Origin of the sequence: Floridaenema flaviceps BLCC-F50, assembly GCF_041929275.2 — a bacterium.
Classification (GTDB): Bacteria; Cyanobacteriota; Cyanobacteriia; order Cyanobacteriales; family Aerosakkonemataceae; genus Floridanema; species Floridanema flaviceps.
On record NZ_JBHFNR020000001.1, the window covers coordinates 1,023,501 to 1,040,985 of the forward strand.

Annotated in this window: 17 protein-coding genes; 10 read left to right on the plus strand and 7 right to left on the minus strand. The window is 42.8% G+C overall.

Going from position 1 to position 17,485, the window contains the following annotated elements; translation table 11 throughout:
• Positions 1-82 precede the first annotated feature (82 nt).
• Entirely contained in the window at positions 83-1,501 is a 1,419-nt protein-coding gene (gene glnA / locus ACE1CI_RS04965) for a type I glutamate--ammonia ligase (RefSeq protein WP_496615244.1), read from the minus strand.
• A 420-nt stretch (positions 1,502-1,921) separates the two neighbouring features.
• On the opposite strand from glnA, the gene ACE1CI_RS04970 reads away from it, so the two are divergent.
• The 7 genes from ACE1CI_RS04970 (at position 1,922) to ACE1CI_RS05000 (ending at position 6,728) form a co-directional block, all read left to right on the plus strand.
• A complete protein-coding gene (locus ACE1CI_RS04970; protein ID WP_413267954.1) occupies positions 1,922-2,212 on the plus strand; it encodes a hypothetical protein in 291 nt (96 codons plus the stop codon).
• Positions 2,213-2,449: 237 nt separating this feature from the next.
• Complete coding sequence (gene apcB, locus ACE1CI_RS04975) at positions 2,450-2,959, plus strand: allophycocyanin subunit beta (RefSeq protein WP_413267955.1); 510 nt, start codon at positions 2,450-2,452, stop codon at positions 2,957-2,959.
• 199 nt (positions 2,960-3,158) lie between these two features.
• Positions 3,159-3,500 (plus strand): hypothetical protein, encoded by a 342-nt coding sequence (locus tag ACE1CI_RS04980; RefSeq protein WP_413267956.1) that lies wholly within the window; start codon positions 3,159-3,161, stop codon positions 3,498-3,500.
• A gap of 143 nt (positions 3,501-3,643) precedes the next feature.
• On the plus strand, positions 3,644-4,036 hold the full coding sequence (locus tag ACE1CI_RS04985; RefSeq protein ID WP_413267957.1) for a YtxH domain-containing protein: 393 nt from the start codon (positions 3,644-3,646) through the stop codon (positions 4,034-4,036).
• A gap of 66 nt (positions 4,037-4,102) precedes the next feature.
• A complete protein-coding gene (locus ACE1CI_RS04990) occupies positions 4,103-4,597 on the plus strand; it encodes a DUF948 domain-containing protein (protein ID WP_413267958.1) in 495 nt (164 codons plus the stop codon).
• 362 nt (positions 4,598-4,959) lie between these two features.
• On the plus strand, positions 4,960-5,808 hold the full coding sequence (locus ACE1CI_RS04995; protein WP_496615245.1) for a TPM domain-containing protein: 849 nt from the start codon (positions 4,960-4,962) through the stop codon (positions 5,806-5,808).
• A 290-nt stretch (positions 5,809-6,098) separates the two neighbouring features.
• Positions 6,099-6,728, plus strand: a complete 630-nt coding sequence (locus ACE1CI_RS05000) for a precorrin-8X methylmutase (RefSeq protein WP_413267960.1) — start codon at positions 6,099-6,101, stop codon at positions 6,726-6,728.
• Between the two features lie 255 nt (positions 6,729-6,983).
• Here ACE1CI_RS05000 and ACE1CI_RS05005 read toward each other — a convergent pair whose 3' ends face one another.
• From ACE1CI_RS05005 to ACE1CI_RS05015, 3 genes are all read right to left on the minus strand, one after another.
• Positions 6,984-7,739: a DUF8619 family protein gene (locus ACE1CI_RS05005; protein ID WP_413267961.1), complete on the minus strand. Its 756-nt coding sequence runs from the start codon at positions 7,737-7,739 to the stop codon at positions 6,984-6,986.
• 119 nt (positions 7,740-7,858) lie between these two features.
• Entirely contained in the window at positions 7,859-8,686 is an 828-nt protein-coding gene (gene dapB / locus ACE1CI_RS05010) for a 4-hydroxy-tetrahydrodipicolinate reductase (RefSeq protein WP_413267962.1), read from the minus strand.
• A 174-nt stretch (positions 8,687-8,860) separates the two neighbouring features.
• Positions 8,861-9,151, minus strand: coding sequence for a DUF7219 family protein (locus ACE1CI_RS05015; protein WP_413267963.1), 291 nt, complete (start codon positions 9,149-9,151; stop codon positions 8,861-8,863).
• A gap of 665 nt (positions 9,152-9,816) precedes the next feature.
• Between ACE1CI_RS05015 and ACE1CI_RS05020 the strand changes: the two genes are divergently transcribed.
• Complete coding sequence (locus ACE1CI_RS05020; protein ID WP_413262402.1) at positions 9,817-10,140, plus strand: TMEM14 family protein; 324 nt, start codon at positions 9,817-9,819, stop codon at positions 10,138-10,140.
• A gap of 22 nt (positions 10,141-10,162) precedes the next feature.
• On the opposite strand, the gene ACE1CI_RS05025 is transcribed toward ACE1CI_RS05020, so the two are convergent.
• From ACE1CI_RS05025 to ACE1CI_RS05035, 3 genes are all read right to left on the minus strand, one after another.
• On the minus strand, positions 10,163-10,666 hold the full coding sequence (locus ACE1CI_RS05025; protein WP_413262401.1) for a hypothetical protein: 504 nt from the start codon (positions 10,664-10,666) through the stop codon (positions 10,163-10,165).
• Positions 10,667-10,865: 199 nt separating this feature from the next.
• Positions 10,866-11,066: a hypothetical protein gene (locus ACE1CI_RS05030; RefSeq protein ID WP_413262400.1), complete on the minus strand. Its 201-nt coding sequence runs from the start codon at positions 11,064-11,066 to the stop codon at positions 10,866-10,868.
• Positions 11,067-11,317: 251 nt separating this feature from the next.
• A complete protein-coding gene (locus ACE1CI_RS05035) occupies positions 11,318-12,517 on the minus strand; it encodes a class I SAM-dependent methyltransferase (protein WP_413262399.1) in 1,200 nt (399 codons plus the stop codon).
• Between the two features lie 489 nt (positions 12,518-13,006).
• Here ACE1CI_RS05035 and ACE1CI_RS05040 point away from each other — a divergent pair, with 489 nt between their 5' ends.
• Together ACE1CI_RS05040 and apcA are read left to right on the plus strand one after the other, a co-directional pair.
• Positions 13,007-16,405: a phycobilisome rod-core linker polypeptide gene (locus tag ACE1CI_RS05040; RefSeq protein ID WP_459564004.1), complete on the plus strand. Its 3,399-nt coding sequence runs from the start codon at positions 13,007-13,009 to the stop codon at positions 16,403-16,405.
• Between the two features lie 586 nt (positions 16,406-16,991).
• Positions 16,992-17,477 carry an allophycocyanin subunit alpha gene (apcA, locus tag ACE1CI_RS05045; RefSeq protein WP_413262398.1) on the plus strand — a complete coding sequence of 162 codons (486 nt, stop codon included), beginning with the start codon at positions 16,992-16,994 and terminating at the stop codon, positions 17,475-17,477.
• The last annotated feature ends 8 nt before the right edge of the window (positions 17,478-17,485 follow it).

Below are 17,485 nucleotides of genomic sequence, written 5' to 3' on the forward strand. Positions count from 1 at the left end.
ATCCAAAATAGTTGTGATACAGGTTGTAATAAAAAAGCCACCAATTAAGGTGGCTAAATGTTATTTAAACAACAAACACTTTTTAGCAGTCGTAGTAGAGGGCATACTCGTAAGGATGAGGACGTAACCGCATGGGGTTAACTTCCTTATCAATCTTGTAAGAAATCCAAGTTTGGATAAAGTCTTCCGTGAACACACCTGTTTCAGTCAAGAAAGCATGGTCTTTTTCCAAAGCTTCCAGGGCACCTTCCAAAGAACCAGGAGTAGAAGGAACCTTACTCAACTCTTCCGGGCTCAGTTCGTAAATATCCACATCCAGAGGTTCACCTGGATCGATTTGGTTCTTGATGCCATCAATACCCGCGCAAAGCATAGCCGCAAAAGCTAAGTATGGGTTACAAGTAGCATCAGGACAACGGAACTCTAACCGCTTGGCTTTAGGATTATTACCAGACAAAGGAATCCGAATCGAAGCAGAACGATTACCTTGAGAGTAAGCCAAGTTCACAGGTGCTTCAAAACCAGGCACCAAGCGTTTGTAAGAGTTGGTGGTGGGGTTAGTTAAAGCCAACAGTGCAGGTGCGTGCTTGAGAATACCGCCGATATAGTACAGCGCCATTTGACTCAAACCAGCATATTTGTCACCAGCAAACAAGGGTTGACCGTCTTTCCAGATCGACTGGTGGGTGTGCATCCCAGAACCATTGTCATTAAACACTGGCTTGGGCATAAAGGTAACGGTTTTGCCGTACTTCTTAGCGACGTTCTTAATTACATATTTATAAGTCATCAAGTCGTCTGCTGCCTTGATTAACTTGTTGAAGCGGATACCTAGTTCGCACTGACCGCCGGAAGCAACTTCATGGTGATGCTTTTCGATCGGTACACCGCACTCTGCCATAGTCAGCAGCATTTCTGTCCGCATATCTTGGGAAGTATCGGTGGGGGAAACTGGGAAGTAACCTTCTTTGTAGCGAGGTTTGTAACCCAAGTTTGGCCCTTCGTTTTTCCCGGAATTCCAACGACCTTCAACAGAGTCTACGTGGTAGTAGCCCTCGTGTTCGTTTTGGTCGAAGCGAACATCATCGAAAATGAAAAATTCCGCTTCTGGGCCAATGAATACTGTGTCGCCAATACCTGTAGAGATTAGGTAATCAACTGCTTTTTGGGCAATTGTCCGAGGGTCGCGGCTGTAGGGTTCACCTGTGCGGGGTTCGATAATGCTACAGATGACACTGAGGGTGGGTTCTTTCATGAAGGGGTCAATCCAAGCAGTGGTGGGATCTAGCACCATTGCCATGTCTGACTCGTTGATGGTTTTCCAACCCCTGATACTGGAACCATCAAAGGCTACACCTTCGCTGAAGCTGCTTTCATCGATTTGGTCATGGTACATCGACAAGTGTTGCCAAATACCAGGCATATCGATGAATTTCAGGTCAATGATTTGGATGTTCTTTTCTTTAACGTAATTTAAGAACTCTTGCGGGGTCTGGAACATGAATTACTCCGTAACTTTTGATCTCGTAAAGTCTGGATATAGATAATCAGCTGTGGTGAAGGTTCAGGTCAAGGGGCAGAAAACCTAGATTTGAAAGAATTTTACTGGGTGTGTCTGTCTTTATTGATCTGACACCTCAAACTACTGCCTGGATCTCTCCATGATTGTTACTCTGGGATGTCCAGACAGATTTGATTCAAATTAAATAGCCGATTTTGCCGACTTAATAGTATACCTGCATCATCCTAGAGACAGGTTTCAGGATCTTTTGTATCCAAGGTTACAGAATATCCTGCTCTGGTTACGCGATCGCCTAAAGAAAAGGTTAAAAAATGTAGCGACTTTGACAGAATCCTTTCTCAACCTAACTTTCCTTGTGTAAAATCGTAACAATAACTACAGTTTATAGCTGCGATAACAATGACTTTTACATTACAGACAGATTTAACAACACAGGAAGCACAGCAATATCGTCCGGGACTGCGGGTAGAGTTAAAACAACGTCCAGGTGTGGTTGATGTAATTGCAGAGTATGACCCGATGATGGTGCCGCCAATTTGGTTGGTAGGCGATCCTCAACCTCGCTATCCTGAAGAGTTAATTTTGTTATCTGAGCCGTTGACAGACTGGTTTAAATCCGCTATTAAATTTCAGCCAGAATATCCTTCTTGCCACTTAAAAAATCGCCCAAAACAAAAAGTTTTGGTTTAATGTTCTCTCCCAATACAAAAGCTGTGAAAGGCAACTTTTGGGGCATCGTTTTGTTGTAAACTACAATCGGCTATCTACGCCACAGGTAAAGCTTTGTGTTTCTTGATTAAACTTTGTTAAGTTGAGTTTTAATCTAGAAGCAGGTGTGTCTGTCCGATGTTCTAATACGGATTAGATGCAACAATATTTCAGCAATAGTAAAACCCCGATAGTAACATTCACTGGGAGAGCAATTTCATGCGGGACGCAGTTACAACTTTAATTAGAAATTACGATGTTGCTGGTCGTTATTTAGACCGGAATGCTGTTGATTCACTGAAAGCTTATTTTGAAACGGGTACGGTTAGAGTAGCTGCTGCTGCTGTGATTACTAGTAATGCAGCTGAGATTGTTAAACAGGCAGGTTCGCAATTATTTGATGAGTTGCCGGAATTGATTCGTCCTGGTGGAAATGCTTACACGACTCGTCGTTATGCGGCTTGTCTGCGGGATATGGATTATTATCTCCGTTATGCTAGCTATGCGCTGGTTGCCGGGGATACTGATGTGTTGGATGAGCGCGTTTTGCAAGGTTTACGGGAAACTTATAATTCTCTGGGTGTACCCATTGGGCCAACAGTGCGCGGTATCCAAATTATGAAGGATATTGTTAAGGGACTAGCAGAAGAATCTGGGATTCTGAATACTTCCTTTATAGACCAGCCTTTCGATCACATGACTCGCGAATTCAGCGAACAAGATGTCTAGATTCGACGGTTGAAATTGTAGTTAGAAAAATTAGCGATCGCGCTTTTTTCCTGAAGAGGGGGGAGGGGGCGATCGCTATTCTATTTAGGATTTTAGATTTTAGATTTTAGATTAATTAACGATCGCACTTTTACCCGCTATCATTAAAGCCAACAGCCATTCCATTAAATTAAATGTGCTTGTTAAGAGCAATACAAAAATGATTGCCATTGTCATCACAATCAACATACTCATCGCTCTATTCAACTTTTACCTAGCTTGGCGAATTTGGAAAATCCGTAGGACGATCGCAGGTGCAACAAAAGCTATCCTAGCTGCCGATCGTAATACTTACAAAGTCTTACACAGCGCACCAAAAACCATAACTGTTGGACAAAAAGGTGCTAAGACGCTGCGTGAACAATACCAAAAACTAGAGATTCAACTGGAAAAACTCGGACAAGTCTTAGGAATACTCAACTTCACACAACAGTTTTGGCGGAAACGCTCCAGACAGAATAGACAATTGAAAAAGCTCAAGAAGTCCCTGTCTAAATTCTAATCATGGCTTTTTTGCTCAAGGCTGCTAAATCCTGCTTGAGGAATAATCTCGCTCGGTGCTCGCCGCAGACGCAACGCGATCGCATATCATACCAAACAGGAAATCCCGCCTAAAATGAATTAAAAGGATAGAGTAGCGAAAAAATGTCTGAGAATCGTTCAGGATCGGGATCGTTTATCGGTGGTATGCTTCTGGGAGCAGCACTGGGGACTATTACAGGCTTGCTCTTAGCACCGCGCACTGGGAAAGAAACTCGCAATTTGCTAAAAAAATCTGCCGAAGCACTCCCAGAATTGGCAGAAGACCTTTCCAGTAGTGTACAATTGCAAGCCGATCGCCTTTCCGAAACAGCACTGCGTAACTGGGATAGTACCTTAACGCGACTTAAAGAAGCGATCGCAGCCGGAGTTGAAGCCACTGCCAGAGAACAGCAAAATATACAACGGCAAGAAACTACCAGATCTTCTGATGAAACTTTAGTTCGAGATCCTCTAACAGAGGTAACTCTAGATCCCATACCTCCGAAACTAAAGTAGTTAAAGCCGACTCCAAATAAACAGGAATTGAACCAGAAGCCTAATAATTATTTAAACTAAAAATTTGTGATTGACCCGTTATTTTGGCTAGGACTTTCTATTCTGCTAGTTGCCATTAGTCTCACGGCAGTTCTAGTAGCACTTTTGCCAGCTGTTCAAGAAATTGCCCGTGCTGCCCGCAGTATAGAAAAATTAGCCGATACTTTAAACAGAGAACTACCACCCACTTTAGAATCTATTCGCCTCACCGGAATGGAAATAAGTGAGTTAACAGATGATGTTACCGATGGGGTAAAAAGTGCAGGTCAAGTAGTAAAAAATGTCGATAAAACTATTGACGGCGCTAAAACTCAAGCGAAAAAAGTTCAAGTTACTACTCGTAGTTTCCTCACAGGAATAAAAGCCGCCTGGAAAACTTTTAACCGTTCTAATAATAATATTCCCCCTAGTGGACACCGTACTGTAGACCGCCTCCCAGCAGGACAAAGAATGCCCTTGGATTTTCCTCATGAGCGATCGACATCCTACCCGAAAGAACATTCAGAAGCAGACAAAGAGTAGAGAGTAGAGAGTAGGGGTAAAAGGGAAAATAATTTTAAGTTTACTAATATAGAAACTAGTTTAAATTGTTTAATTTTTTCATTTTCTAATTGTTAGTTTATAAGTATAAAAATCTAATTATTAAAAATCAAAAACAAGATTTGTGAGCAACTATTTCATTTTAATCTTTGCTCCCCTGCCCCTCTGCCCCTCTGCCCCTCTGCCCCTCTGCCCCTCTGCCCCTCTGCCCCCTGCTCCTGGAGCCCCTTTTTCCCCATTATGAAAATAATGGTGGTAAAATGGCGTACTATTAGAGTAAAGTAAAGAAGTGTAAAGAAATATTAGCTTTCTATTAACCTTTGATTAATAAAACTTGTTGGTAAATGTCCCAACCTGAGATTCCGGTAAAACAGCCCATGCAGCAAAAACCTTTCGTCAAAAGAGTTCTGGCATCCCTAGTAGCCTTTTTCCTTGCCTTATCAGTTTGGACAGTAGCACCTGCTTTCGCGCAAGCATACGAAAACCCAGACTTGCTACCTACAACTCAAACCCCAATTATTGACCTCGCCAAAACCTTCACCGATATTCAGAAGGAAGCACTGACAAAAGATATAGAAAATTTTGAAGCCGAAACAGGCTGGAAACTGAGAGTATTAACACAGTACGATCGCACCCCTGGTAGAGCAGTTAAAAAGTTTTGGGGCTTAGATGAAAAAAGCGTCCTTGTAGTTGCTGACTCCAGAGGCGGCAATATCCTCAACTTCAACGTTGGAGATGCCGTTTATCAGCTTCTACCCCGGACATTTTGGATTGAACTCCAAACTCGGTTCGGCAACCTCTACTTTGTCCGCGAACAAGGCGAAGCTCAATCAATCATTCAATCCTTAGAATCCGTGAAAACCTGCTTGACTCAAGGCGGTTGCAACGTAGTTCCCGGACTACCGCGAGAACAGTGGATTCTTACCTTAGTTACTTCTATTGTAGGTGGAGTAGTCTTAGGATTCGCGGCTCATCCCCGGAAACCAGGACAAATCGTAGCATGGCAATGGGCGTTAATGTTCTCGCCTTTGTGGGGAATTTTGTTTATTGCCTTCGGAATCGGTCCGGTAGTCAACCGCACTGCCGAATGGTTGCCCTTGCTGCGAAATGTGGCAGGATTCGTCATTGGAGCTTTAGTTGCTTACCTTACCCCTGCGGTTGGTTCACCTTCGGAAGCTTCCAGCAGCCGTTAAACTGTTAAGTTCAGTTAATTATCCATATTTCACTGAATAGAATAGGACGCAGAGAACGCAAAAGTTAATTTTGTATTCTTTGCGTCCTACCTTTATGCTTTAAACAAACTGGTTTGTTGTAGCGACTTTAGTCGTTAATCAGACAAGCAAAGGACTTTAGTCCTGACAACGAAAAACAAACTGGTTTGTTGTAGCGACTTTAGTCGTTAATCAGACAAGCAAAGGATTAAAGTCCTTACAACGAACTTAATTTATGCTTAAATGAGTAGCAGCTTCGGGGGCAGTTTCTCATGGAATGGCATATTACAGATGCCCAGAGTTTAGCAATAATCGATCGCGAAATCGGCGAACACATCTTTTCCCCAGCAGAATACGAAATAGTTCGGCGGGTAATCTATGCCACCGCTGACTTTGAATATAAATCGCTGATTCGTTTTTCCGAAAGAGCCTTACAAGCAGGCGCAGCAGCTTTAGCCGCCCGCACTACCATTGTCGTAGATGTGCCAATGGTACAAGTTGGCATTACCCCAATTATCCAAAACACCTTTGCCAACCCGGTTTACTGTAGCATGGACGCATTAACGCGCCCCCAAAAAGAAAAAACCCGTGTAGCTTGGGGAATTGAAACACTCGCCAAACGCTACCCAGAAGGAATTTTTGTTGTGGGTCATGCTCAAACCGCTCTTTCTTCCCTGGTAGACTTAATCGAGAAAGAGGAAATTCGACCAGCTTTAGTAATTGCTACACCCGCAGGTTTTGTGGATGTAGATGTAGCTAAAGAAAGATTACAAGATTCGCTTATTGCCCATATTCGCACCGAAGGACGGAAAGGAAGCGCCGTAGTCGCAGCAGCAATAGTCAACGGATTAGTAGAACTAGCTTGGCAAGCATACGGACAAGAGGGAGTAGTCGGCGTTTAATAAAGTTAGATAAATTAGTACTAAAATGCTGTGTTTTGACTTTACCACTACCCCAGGAGAGATCAATTCATGTTAATTTCTCGCGATCGAGGTTAAAATTTAACTGTTAGTTGTGAGGACTTTAGTCCTTCACGATGTTTCCAGAACGACTGAAGTCGTGACAACCAACTTTTTGTATTTGTTAGTTGTGAGGACTTTAGTCCTTCACGATGTTTCCAGAACGACTGAAGTCGTGACAACGAACTTTTTTATTAATTACCAATCATTAACTCTTTTCGGTCTTTTGGGTTGCTTTACGGGGCGCGTTTCTTCGGGCTCATCTTGCTCAACAGGTCTTCTTGTTTTCTTTTGCCTTTCCATTTTTTCGGATTTTTCAAACCTATAACTCAGTTCAGTAAATTCTTTTCTTTGTACATAAGGATAATCACTCACCCATAAATCAAGGTCGGAAATATAAATATCTGTTACTTGGTTAATGATGGCTAAATCTGGTTTATTAGACATTACCAACATTTCGGCAGCTTGACCTCTTCTGAGCGATTTATGAATTCGTTTGAGGGGAACTTGTAAACTTGTGGAAAAACCTGTTTCATCACCGACTTCTATATTTAATCTTTTCTCGCGGTTTTCTACAATTACTAATTCGCCTCGTTTGTTAACATTATGTTCTTTTCCTACTAGTTCTTCACTGATATACAAATCCCAGACTTCACCTTTCCAAAAGCCACTGTATTTGTATTTGCGACACTGATAATTACGTAAACTAGCGCGAAAAATAGGCCCCCATAAAAAATAGGAAGCAGTAAAGATACCAGTTAATAGCGTGAAAGCGACATATTCTGGCCCTAAAAAAGCAACTTCAATCCACCAGATTAACAGAGCGATGACTACAGAAATTAGTAGCCGCAGGATAAAGTCAGATGGCTTACCCCAATAATATTTGTATTGACTTCCTGTAGCTAGGATAGGGATGAGTTGTTCAAATTTCTCGCGGGTGATGGGAATGAGCATAATTTTTAAGTATTGAGTAATAAGCAATAGGTAATTGGTAGTTAGGGGAGAATTCAGAATGCAAAAGTTTGATTTTGATTCTGAATCCTGAATGCGGATTTTTACCTGTTACTGGCGAACTACAAAATCTTCTCTAATCCATATACTAGCGATTTTAGTTGGGTGACTTGGCGAATTGCCAGTAGGACTCCGGGCATATAACAGGCTCGATCGCTTGTATCATGTCTTAAAGTGTAAATTTGCCCAGGTGCGCCAAAAATTACTTCTTGGTGAGCAATTAATCCGGGTAAGCGCACGCTATGAATCCGAATTCCTTCTTCTGCTAAACTGCCTCTAGCTCCTGCTAGTTTTTCCTCTTCCTTAACTAAAGGCGGATTGTAAGTTTTGCCCAGTTCTGCTAGGAGTTTAGCAGTTTGAACGGCTGTACCGCTAGGAGCGTCTGCTTTTTGATTGTGGTGGAGTTCAATAATTTCTACATGGTCAAAATATTTCGATGCTTGAACAGCAGCTTGTTGCAGGAGCACCATGCCAATGGAAAAATTGGGAATGATTAAACAGCCAGTACTCGCCTTTTCTGCAAATTCTGCTAAGTCTTGAATTTGTTCGGCACTCATTCCGGTAGTTCCGACGACTGGGCGCACGCCGTAAGCGATCGCAGACCGCACCGAATCGTAAACTGTACTAGGATGGGTAAAATCTACCATCACCCCCAACTGTCTCTCTTGCGCTGCCATTGCCAACATTGGCTCAAACTGATTGGTAATTGGCACCTCTAATGTGCCACATCCAGCTATCTCACCAGCATCTTTGTCTAAAAACTCTGGATTATGGTCGATTGCCCCCAGTAGCGTCATATCACTTGCGCCAGCTACCGCTGTAATCACTTCTCGACCCATTTTGCCAGCCGCACCATTCACCACAACGGGTATGGGATATTGATTCGTCATTTCCTCAAAAATATCCTTGCATCTAATAAGCGAATTTTAAACTAAAATAAATGTCGCGTTGAGTTCAAATATCCCAACGCGACAAGAAAAAAATATAGCTGCTTTGTTTTTTGGCAACAAGGAGGTGCAATAGATGCGTTCCAGTACAACCTGAAATCGTTCATAAAAATCTACTCAATTATCTTCAGATGATTGATTTCCTTCGTTGTTATTGTCATCACTTCGGAAGGGATGTTGACCAATACCGAGTTCCTTTTTAGAACGTTTCAGTTGTTTCCACAAAGCCTTGATTTGTGTATAAGCTTCTTCAGGGGCAAGCTTACCACTAGTTTCTAAAGCACAGATAAAGTTAATCCTTTGAGTAAACTCTTGCAAATTGGCGTTAAAAACCAAATTTTCTGGATTAACTGAACCGTAGTAGCGACTACGGGGGTAAAGAAAGTTTGCTTTTTCGTTCGTGTTCATCTGCTTGTGCAAAACCTGTTTCAAATATCTATCTAATTCTGTTGTAATCTGTTTTTTCCCTGTTGTAATCCCTTGCCGGATATATTGCAATTTTTGTTAATAATAATACATTACGTAGAACCACTGACCTGTTCAGAAAAATTTCCGCAAAATCTCTGTGGTATAACTGCTCATGTCCTAACTAATTACCATTTTAAATACAATTAAACCAAGTTTTAATAGACTTTTTGTAGAAGTCAGGAGAAAGGGAAAAGGGAAAAACTTTTGAGTTTTGAGTCAGAGAGTTTTCAGTTAAGGAGAAAGTTTTAACTCAGATAAGAGCACCATTCTCAACAAGACTTGAAAAACCGAGTTTATGAACGAAAAATTTAGACTTTTAGGTTTAGTTATTGGCAAGAAACCCGGTTTTTAGCCTTGGTGCAAGATCTGAGTTAAGTTAATTAAATTCCCCTTGTCTCAAGAGTCCCCTTGTCTCAAGAGTCCCCTGTCCCCCTCCTCCCCTAGTTCCTCTGCTTTATCCGCCTGCGGCGAAAGAGGCCATAATCAGAATTGAAAGCAAAAGTCCCGGAGTTAGGAGTAACAACAACATTCCCAAATCATGTAGATTCATAGAAAATTGCCCTTGATTGTGGTATGTTTTTTAGATTAAATCAAAAATTAAAAATATGGCGCAAATATTAATCTGGGCTATCTTGGGATATGCTTTGATTGTCGGAATAGGCGGTGTCTTTGGCTACATGAAAGCCAAAAGTACCAAGTCTCTTCTAGCAGGTTTAATTAGTGGTCTAATTCTATTAGTTGCTTGGTTTTTAGCAACAAAAACACCAACGGTAGGGTTAGGAATAGCAACTTTGATGGCAGCAGTTTTGCTCGTAGTTTTTATTACTAGGTTTGTCCGAACTCGGAAATTTATGCCTGCGGGAATGATGATGTTGTTAAACTTAGTGGCGACAGTGGCATTTTTGGCTGGTTGGTTGAATTTAGCTTAGATGCTGGGAAATTAACTGATAGTTAAACTGCCAGAACAGCTGAATTTGATTGTTTAGTTTCTCCGTGATTGGTTTTATACTGACGTGCCATACTGACTGTTTTCGGTAAAACTCCAATTAGCCCAGAGAGAATATCGTCTGATATTGAGCTAACAGCTTCGGTTCCGAAATACTTTTCTAGCATTACCAAAATCATGTAAGCCCTTTGTAAGGGAACAGAACTTTCCATTGCTTTTTGAGTAAAACGGAACCATCGCTGTCTGATGGTAAATGCTTTTTGTCGCTCTGGGAAAGACTCTGGATGAATTAAGCTGACATCACCTATAGGAATTACCCGATTACAGTCTATGTCACAACTACCACCTACAGCGGCTCCATATCCAGCAAATTCTGCGTGATGTCGCTTACAAAGTATGATTCCACCTCGACAGCGACTATCAATTTTCAGTATTTGTCCACTATTTAACTGGGTCAAAACTTGCTTGGAGTTAACAGTAAGTTGTGGAAGAAGAGATTGCTGTGACATCTTGACCCCTGGAACTCGGTATTATTACTATGAATCTTTTGTTCCAGGAATTAAGTGATGTCAGAAAGCTTTACAAGTGACAGTAAAAACTCTTACAAGTGACTGTAAACTTGTAGAAAAGTGATTTTATATTGCTGGTAAATGTGATAATACTCAGAATTGGAGGTGATATTGATCGCATCTGTTGTTTGAAAAATTCTTAGTCGATGACTCTGAGTAATCCATGTCGGATGCCATAGAGCAATCTGTTGATTAAAATTTGCTCTGGTTCGCTCAGAGTATCATTTAATAAGGCAGACCTAATCTGATAGCGATCGCTAATGGTAATCTTACCTGTCACCATGATTTGTCCGCAGAGAGCTTCTATGGGGATGGAATGCCAACGGTATTGAGATTTCATAGTCTTGCACCAAATTGTCTTTTCTTAAGAAAAGTTAAGGAATGATAAAGCTTTTGCTATTCTTATAGTTTGATTGCAAGTTCCCCGGAAAACAGTGATAATTCCTTAACTATTTTGTGACTCAAGTCATCGACAAGAAGGGACTATTGGGACTTTTGGGACTCTTGAGACTTTTGGGAGTCTTGGGAAGTTAATTAACTCCAAAAACGAAGCTAAGAACTCAAAACTTTTCCCTTGTCTTGGAGCCTTCTCTACAATTGATTAGGGGTTAGGATAATTAATTGCTGTTGGAGGAGCGATCGCACTTTGTCCAAGCTCAAATCAATACCTGTTAAAATTTCGGACAAAGTTTGCTGTTTATCAGTATTATTATCGCCAGCTTGCAGAAATTGGAATTCAGGCTCCGTAAGATTAACTATCTGATAATCATAGTTAAATAGACATTTACTAGGCCATCCATCCATACAAGGGTTACGTTCTGGAATTGCTGCTAATAACGTTTCATCAGAAGACCAATCTGATTTAGTTAAAGGTGGTCTGGCTAAGAAAAATTCGTAATGAGTGAAACTTTCGGGATCTAATAATTCAATTAAACGGTAACGTTGGCGATCGCTTAAAGTTTCTGCCCTAGCAATTAATTCAGGACTTTTCCCTAATAATCTTTCTAATTCCCACATTTTTGGATTAGAAAAACCGACGAATTCCAACCCAGAAGCGTCGATTAATTCAAATAAAGATGCGATATTGTAATCAATTTCTTGGGGATGGACATACATATCAGCGAAACATTCGTCTTGTTGATTTTCCATTGACCAACGTTCTTTTTCTCGCTTGACAAGTCGGTTATCTGTTGGTAGGGAATTAAAGATCTGCCGACCTATTCGGACACCATCTTGGTAATCACCGACTTTGTTACCTTGGAGGAGTGCGATCGCTTTTTGCATTAATTGAATTTCCCAGCGTCCCAATTCCCCATAGACGAAAATATGAAATAGTCCACCAGGAGCTAATTTAGCAGCTAAAGATTGAATCCCCCGTTTGGGATCGGGTAAATGGTGTAAAACTCCCACACAGTTAATTAAGTCGAACTCACCATCGAGTTGTCCGGCATCGTATAAACTGAGGTGATGGAATTGAACGCGGTTAGCACCAGAACGCTGACAGCGTTCCTTTGCTACAGCTAAGGCACCTGCACTGAGATCGATCGCTGTTACCTCAGCTTTAGGATTCAAATGAACCAAATACTCAGTACCGACACCAGTACCACATCCAGCATCGAGAATCCGAATATCTTGCTTTGCTGGTTTTCTTCCCACACAAAAGTTATAAGCTGCTAACCAATTCCAGCGCCAATTGTATCCCGGTGGCGGAGTATCCAGCAGCGGTTCAGGTGGAAAAGGGTAAGTATCGTAAAGACGTTGAACAGCAGAACTAATATCTTGATTGGTCATTGGTCATTGGTCATTGGTCATTGGTCATTGGTCAAGAGATCGTAAGGTTAGGTTTGTGTGCTTGAGGAAAGCTCTCACCCGCCCGTACTATAAATTACTAATGACTTATGACAAATAACAAATGACTAATGACAAATCACCAACTGTAACAAAACTTATCTTTTCTCTCAGAAAATGTTCGATGATAAAGTATGATATGTGGGCAACAGTCGAATATAGTTGTACACACTTCTTAATAAACGAGTGTGACAAGCACGAAACATTCTAATCTAAAGACTGAGTTGATTAACTCCGAACAGTCTTGATGGCTCGGTTCACTTCAGCCTGATTCGAGGAGGCTTCCGTGAGCGTCAGCCGAACGGCAAAAAGTCAGAGATTGTTAGAGGAGTACGGGCAAAGCATTCTCAGGTGAGGAAACTTTGACCCAGATCAGGCGTAACCAGTCGGGTTTAACAAAGGGTAGAAACTATAGGGAGCTTTTGAGATCCAATGAGTGTTAAAGCAAGTGGTGGAAGCTCAGTTGCACGTCCGCAGCTTTACCAAACCCTGCCAGTGGCAACGATATCCCAAGCGGAACAACAAGACCGCTTTTTAGAGCGCGGCGAACTGAACGAACTAGCGAGCTACTTCAGTTCTGGCAGTAAGCGGTTAGAAATTGCCCAGACCTTAACCAAAAATTCCGAAATCATCGTATCGCGGGCAGCCAACCGGATATTCGTCGGTGGTTCACCAATGGCATTCTTGGAAAAACCACAAGAAGAGCCAGTAATGACAATGGCTGGCACCGCATTGGATACAAGAGAAGCGATGAAATTGGGAACCGCTACCTACGTAGAGAGTAGGGGCGGATTCTTAGAAGGAATCAGGTCATTATTTTCTGCATCTAGTGGTGGGCCCGTATCCGCAGGATTTCGTCCCATCAACGTAGCTAGATACGGCCCAGGAAACATGACCAAATCCCTGCGCGATTTGTCTTGGTTCTTGCGTTATCTGACTTATGCGATCGTAGCTGGCGATCCCAATATTATTGTGGTCAACACCAGAGGATTGCGGGAAATCATTGAAAATGCTTGCTCTGGAGAAGCAACGATCGTGGCGTTGCAGGAAATGAAAGCAGCAGCATTGGGTTACTTCCGGCAAGACGAAGTAGGGACAACCACAGTCGGTCAATATTTTGACGTACTGATTTCTGAGTTTAAAGCTCCCACTCCTTCGGACAAATTACGGCAACGTCCTTCAGGCGATCAGCAGGGGTTACAGCTACCACAAATTTACTTTGCTTCCTCTGAACGTCGTCCTAAGTTTGTGATGAAGCCGGGACTTTCTAGCCGAGAAAAACAGGAAGTTGTGAAGGCTGCATACAGACAGGTGTTTGAGCGGGATATTACCCGTGCTTACTCACTCTCGATTTCCGATTTAGAATCAAAGGTTAAAAATGGCGATATTTCCATGAAGGAATTTATCCGCCGTTTGGGTAAATCTCCTTTATATCGGCAAAATTTTTATCAGCCATATATCAACAGTCGGGCATTAGAATTAGCTTTCCGGCACTTTTTAGGTAGGGGGCCTTCTTCACGGGAGGAGGTGCAAAAATATTTTGCGATCGTATCTGAAAAAGGCTTACCCGGATTAGTTGATGCCCTAGTAGATTCCCAAGAATACTCGGATTACTTTGGCGAAGAAACTGTTCCTTACCTGCGGGGATTAGGACAGGAAGCCCAAGAATGTCGGAACTGGGGGCCACAACAAGATTTATTCAACTACAGTGCGCCATTCCGCAAGGTACCGCAATTCCTGACTACTTTTGCGGCATACAACCGTCCTTTACCGGATCAACATCCTTATGGTTCTGGCAATGACCCACTAGAAATTCAATTTGGGGCAATTTTCCCGAAGGAAACCAGAAATCCGAGTGCTAGTCCTGCTCCTTTCGGTAAGGATACTAGACGGATTTTAATTCGTCGTGGTGCGGGTATTGAAAACCAGTTGAGCAACCCAGCGGCAAGAGGTAAGGCACCTGGAACTCTCGGTCCAAAGGTTTTCAAACTGGACCAACTCCCCAGCTTTACTGGACTGGGTGGCAAACGCGGGTTAAAGAGTCAAGGTGTTAGTGTTAAGTTCTCGGAAAGCTCTACTCAAGCGGTAATTAGGGCTTGTTATTTGCAGGTGTTTGGGCGCGATGTCTATGAAGGGCAACGCCTGAAGGTGTCGGAGATCAAGCTGGAGAATGGAGAGATTACGGTTCGGGAATTTATCCGTGCTTTGGCGAAGTCGGATTTGTTCCGTAAGCTGTACTGGACTCCTTTATATGTTTGTAAGGCGGTTGAGTACATCCATCGTCGCTTGTTGGGTAGACCTACTTACGGAAGACAGGAGAATAACAAGTACTTCGATATTTGCTCCAAAAAGGGCTTATACGGCTTGATTGATGCTTTGATTGATTCACTAGAGTACAACGAGGCTTTTGGAGAAGATACGGTTCCTTACGAACGCTATGTTACTCCATCTGGTTTGGCGCTGCGCTCTCTGCGGGTTGGTAGTATTGGTGAGACTGGAGCCAGGGTTGACAAGGAGGAAACTCCGAAGTTTGTGGAACTGGGTGCGGTTTCCGAGATGCGAACGGAGCCTGATGTCCAATTCCGCGTTAACCAAGGTGTTTCCAAGAAACGGGAGCAAACTAAGGTCTTCAAGCTGACGGGTAATGAAGATAAGAAGGCTGCTCTTACGGTGATTCGAGCGGCTTATCGGCAAGTCTTTGAGCGCGATGTGGAACCTTACATTGTGAAGAATGAGTTCTCGGCGCTGGAGAGCAAGCTGAGTAATGGCGAAATTAACCTGAAGGAGTTCATTACTGCAATAGGTGAGTCGCAACTTTACATTAAGGAGTTCTATGCACCTTATCCGAATACTAAGGTGATTGAACTGGGAACGAAGCATTTCTTGGGTCGTGCTCCTTTGGATCAAGTAGAAATTCGCAAGTACAACCAAATTCTGGCAACTGGTGGGATTAAGGCTTTTGTTAATGAGATGACCAACAGTGCGGAATATGCGGAGGCTTTTGGTGAGGATACTGTTCCTTACAATCGCTATTTGACTTTACCTGCGGCGAATTTCCCGAATTCGCAAAGGCTGTATAACCAACTGACTAAACAGAATAATGATTTGGTTGTACCAAGCTTTGCTCCTGTGAAGGCGAGAATGGATAATTCTAAGATGCCTTTGATGGGTAAGGCGATGGGTGATTTGGAACGGCAAACAAGGGAGATGGATAAATCCAAGCCTTTGTTTATTGAGTTGGGTCGTTCTTTCAGCAATGGGGCAGGACAATCGGTAGAGGTGGGTGTGGGTACTACTCGCCGCAAGCCTGCGCGGATTTACCGGATGAATCCGGGGATGAATCAGGCAGAGACGGCATTAGTGTTGAACGCTATTTACACTCAGGTGATGGATGTGTTCAGCGGTCAAGTGCCTGCTGAGTTCCGTCGCTCTGATTTAGAAAGTAAGTTGCGGAATGGGGAAATTTCTGTGCGGGAGTTTGTCCGAACTCTAGCAGGTTCAGAAATTTACCGTCGCAGATTCTATACTCCTTACCCAAATACTAAGGTGATTGAGTTCTTGTTCCGGCATTTGTTGGGACGTGCTCCGGCAACGCAAGCGGAGATTCGCTCATATAACCAAATCTTGGCAACGGCTGGATTGAAGGCTGCGGTTGAGGCGATGGTTGATAGCCCAGAATATGCTCAATATTTTGGTGAGGATGTGGTGCCGTATAATCGCTTCCCATCTTTGCCTGCTGGTAACTACTTGGGTAGTGTGAAGGCGGCTACTGACTTGGTGAAAACTCCTTGGTCGAGCCTATCACCTTCTTATCTGGGTGGTCGAGTCTAGAAAGAAAGGCTCCAAGGCTCCAAGGCTCCAAGGCTCCAAGGCTCCAAGGTTGAAGGTTGAAGGTAAAAATCTCCTTGTCCATATATCCCTTCTGCTACCCTGCTGTGAGAGCCGCCCTTTTCCTAATTTAAATAGCCTTATCTCCTATTTGGGGATAAGGCATTTCCTGTTGCTTGGTTTTATTAATTAAAGTAAATTTTATTAACAGCTATTGACAAATGACTAATGACTATTAACTAATGACCTGTTTGGTGACAAAAGATCGGAAAACAGGGGTGCAACTGGCAATCATGAGGAGAATTATTAAAAAGTATTACAGGAAGCATCAGAATATGAACGTAATGTCGCAAAATATTTTCGGAAGGTTGCTGAGTCTGAAATCAGGGATGAAAAAGCTTCTCTGGATTTGTGGTCTAGAAGTTTGCTTTACCTGACAAAAGATTGAAGTTTACTAAACCTGCTTCTCAGAATAGACTTAACTAAGCTGTCGAGTTTCAGGTTTGGTCAAAACTCACTCAGCTACTCGGTTGCCAACGCCAGTTTCAAGATCCTGGTTAAACAATTTCTTTTTTGGAGGATTCCGTAAATGAGTATCGTCACGAAATCCATCGTGAATGCTGATGCTGAGGCCCGCTATCTCAGCCCTGGTGAATTGGATCGGATCAAGAGCTTTGTAACAAGCGGTGAACGTCGTCTCCGTATTGCTCAAACTCTGAGTGAATCTCGCGAACGCATTGTTAAGCAAGCTGGCGACCAACTGTTCCAAAAGCGTCCTGATGTTGTTTCTCCTGGTGGCAATGCCTACGGTGAAGAAATGACCGCTACTTGCTTGCGTGACCTCGATTACTACCTCCGTCTAGTTACCTACGGAATCGTAGCTGGCGATGTAACCCCGATCGAAGAAATCGGTTTGGTTGGTGTTCGTGAAATGTACAACTCTTTGGGTACCCCAATTCCTGCGGTAGCTGAAGGTGTTCGCGGTTTGAAGAGTGTTGCCACCTCCATGCTGTCTGCTGAAGACGCTGCTGAAGCTGGATCTTACTTCGATTACGTGATTGGTGCTATGCAGTAGAACCTAAG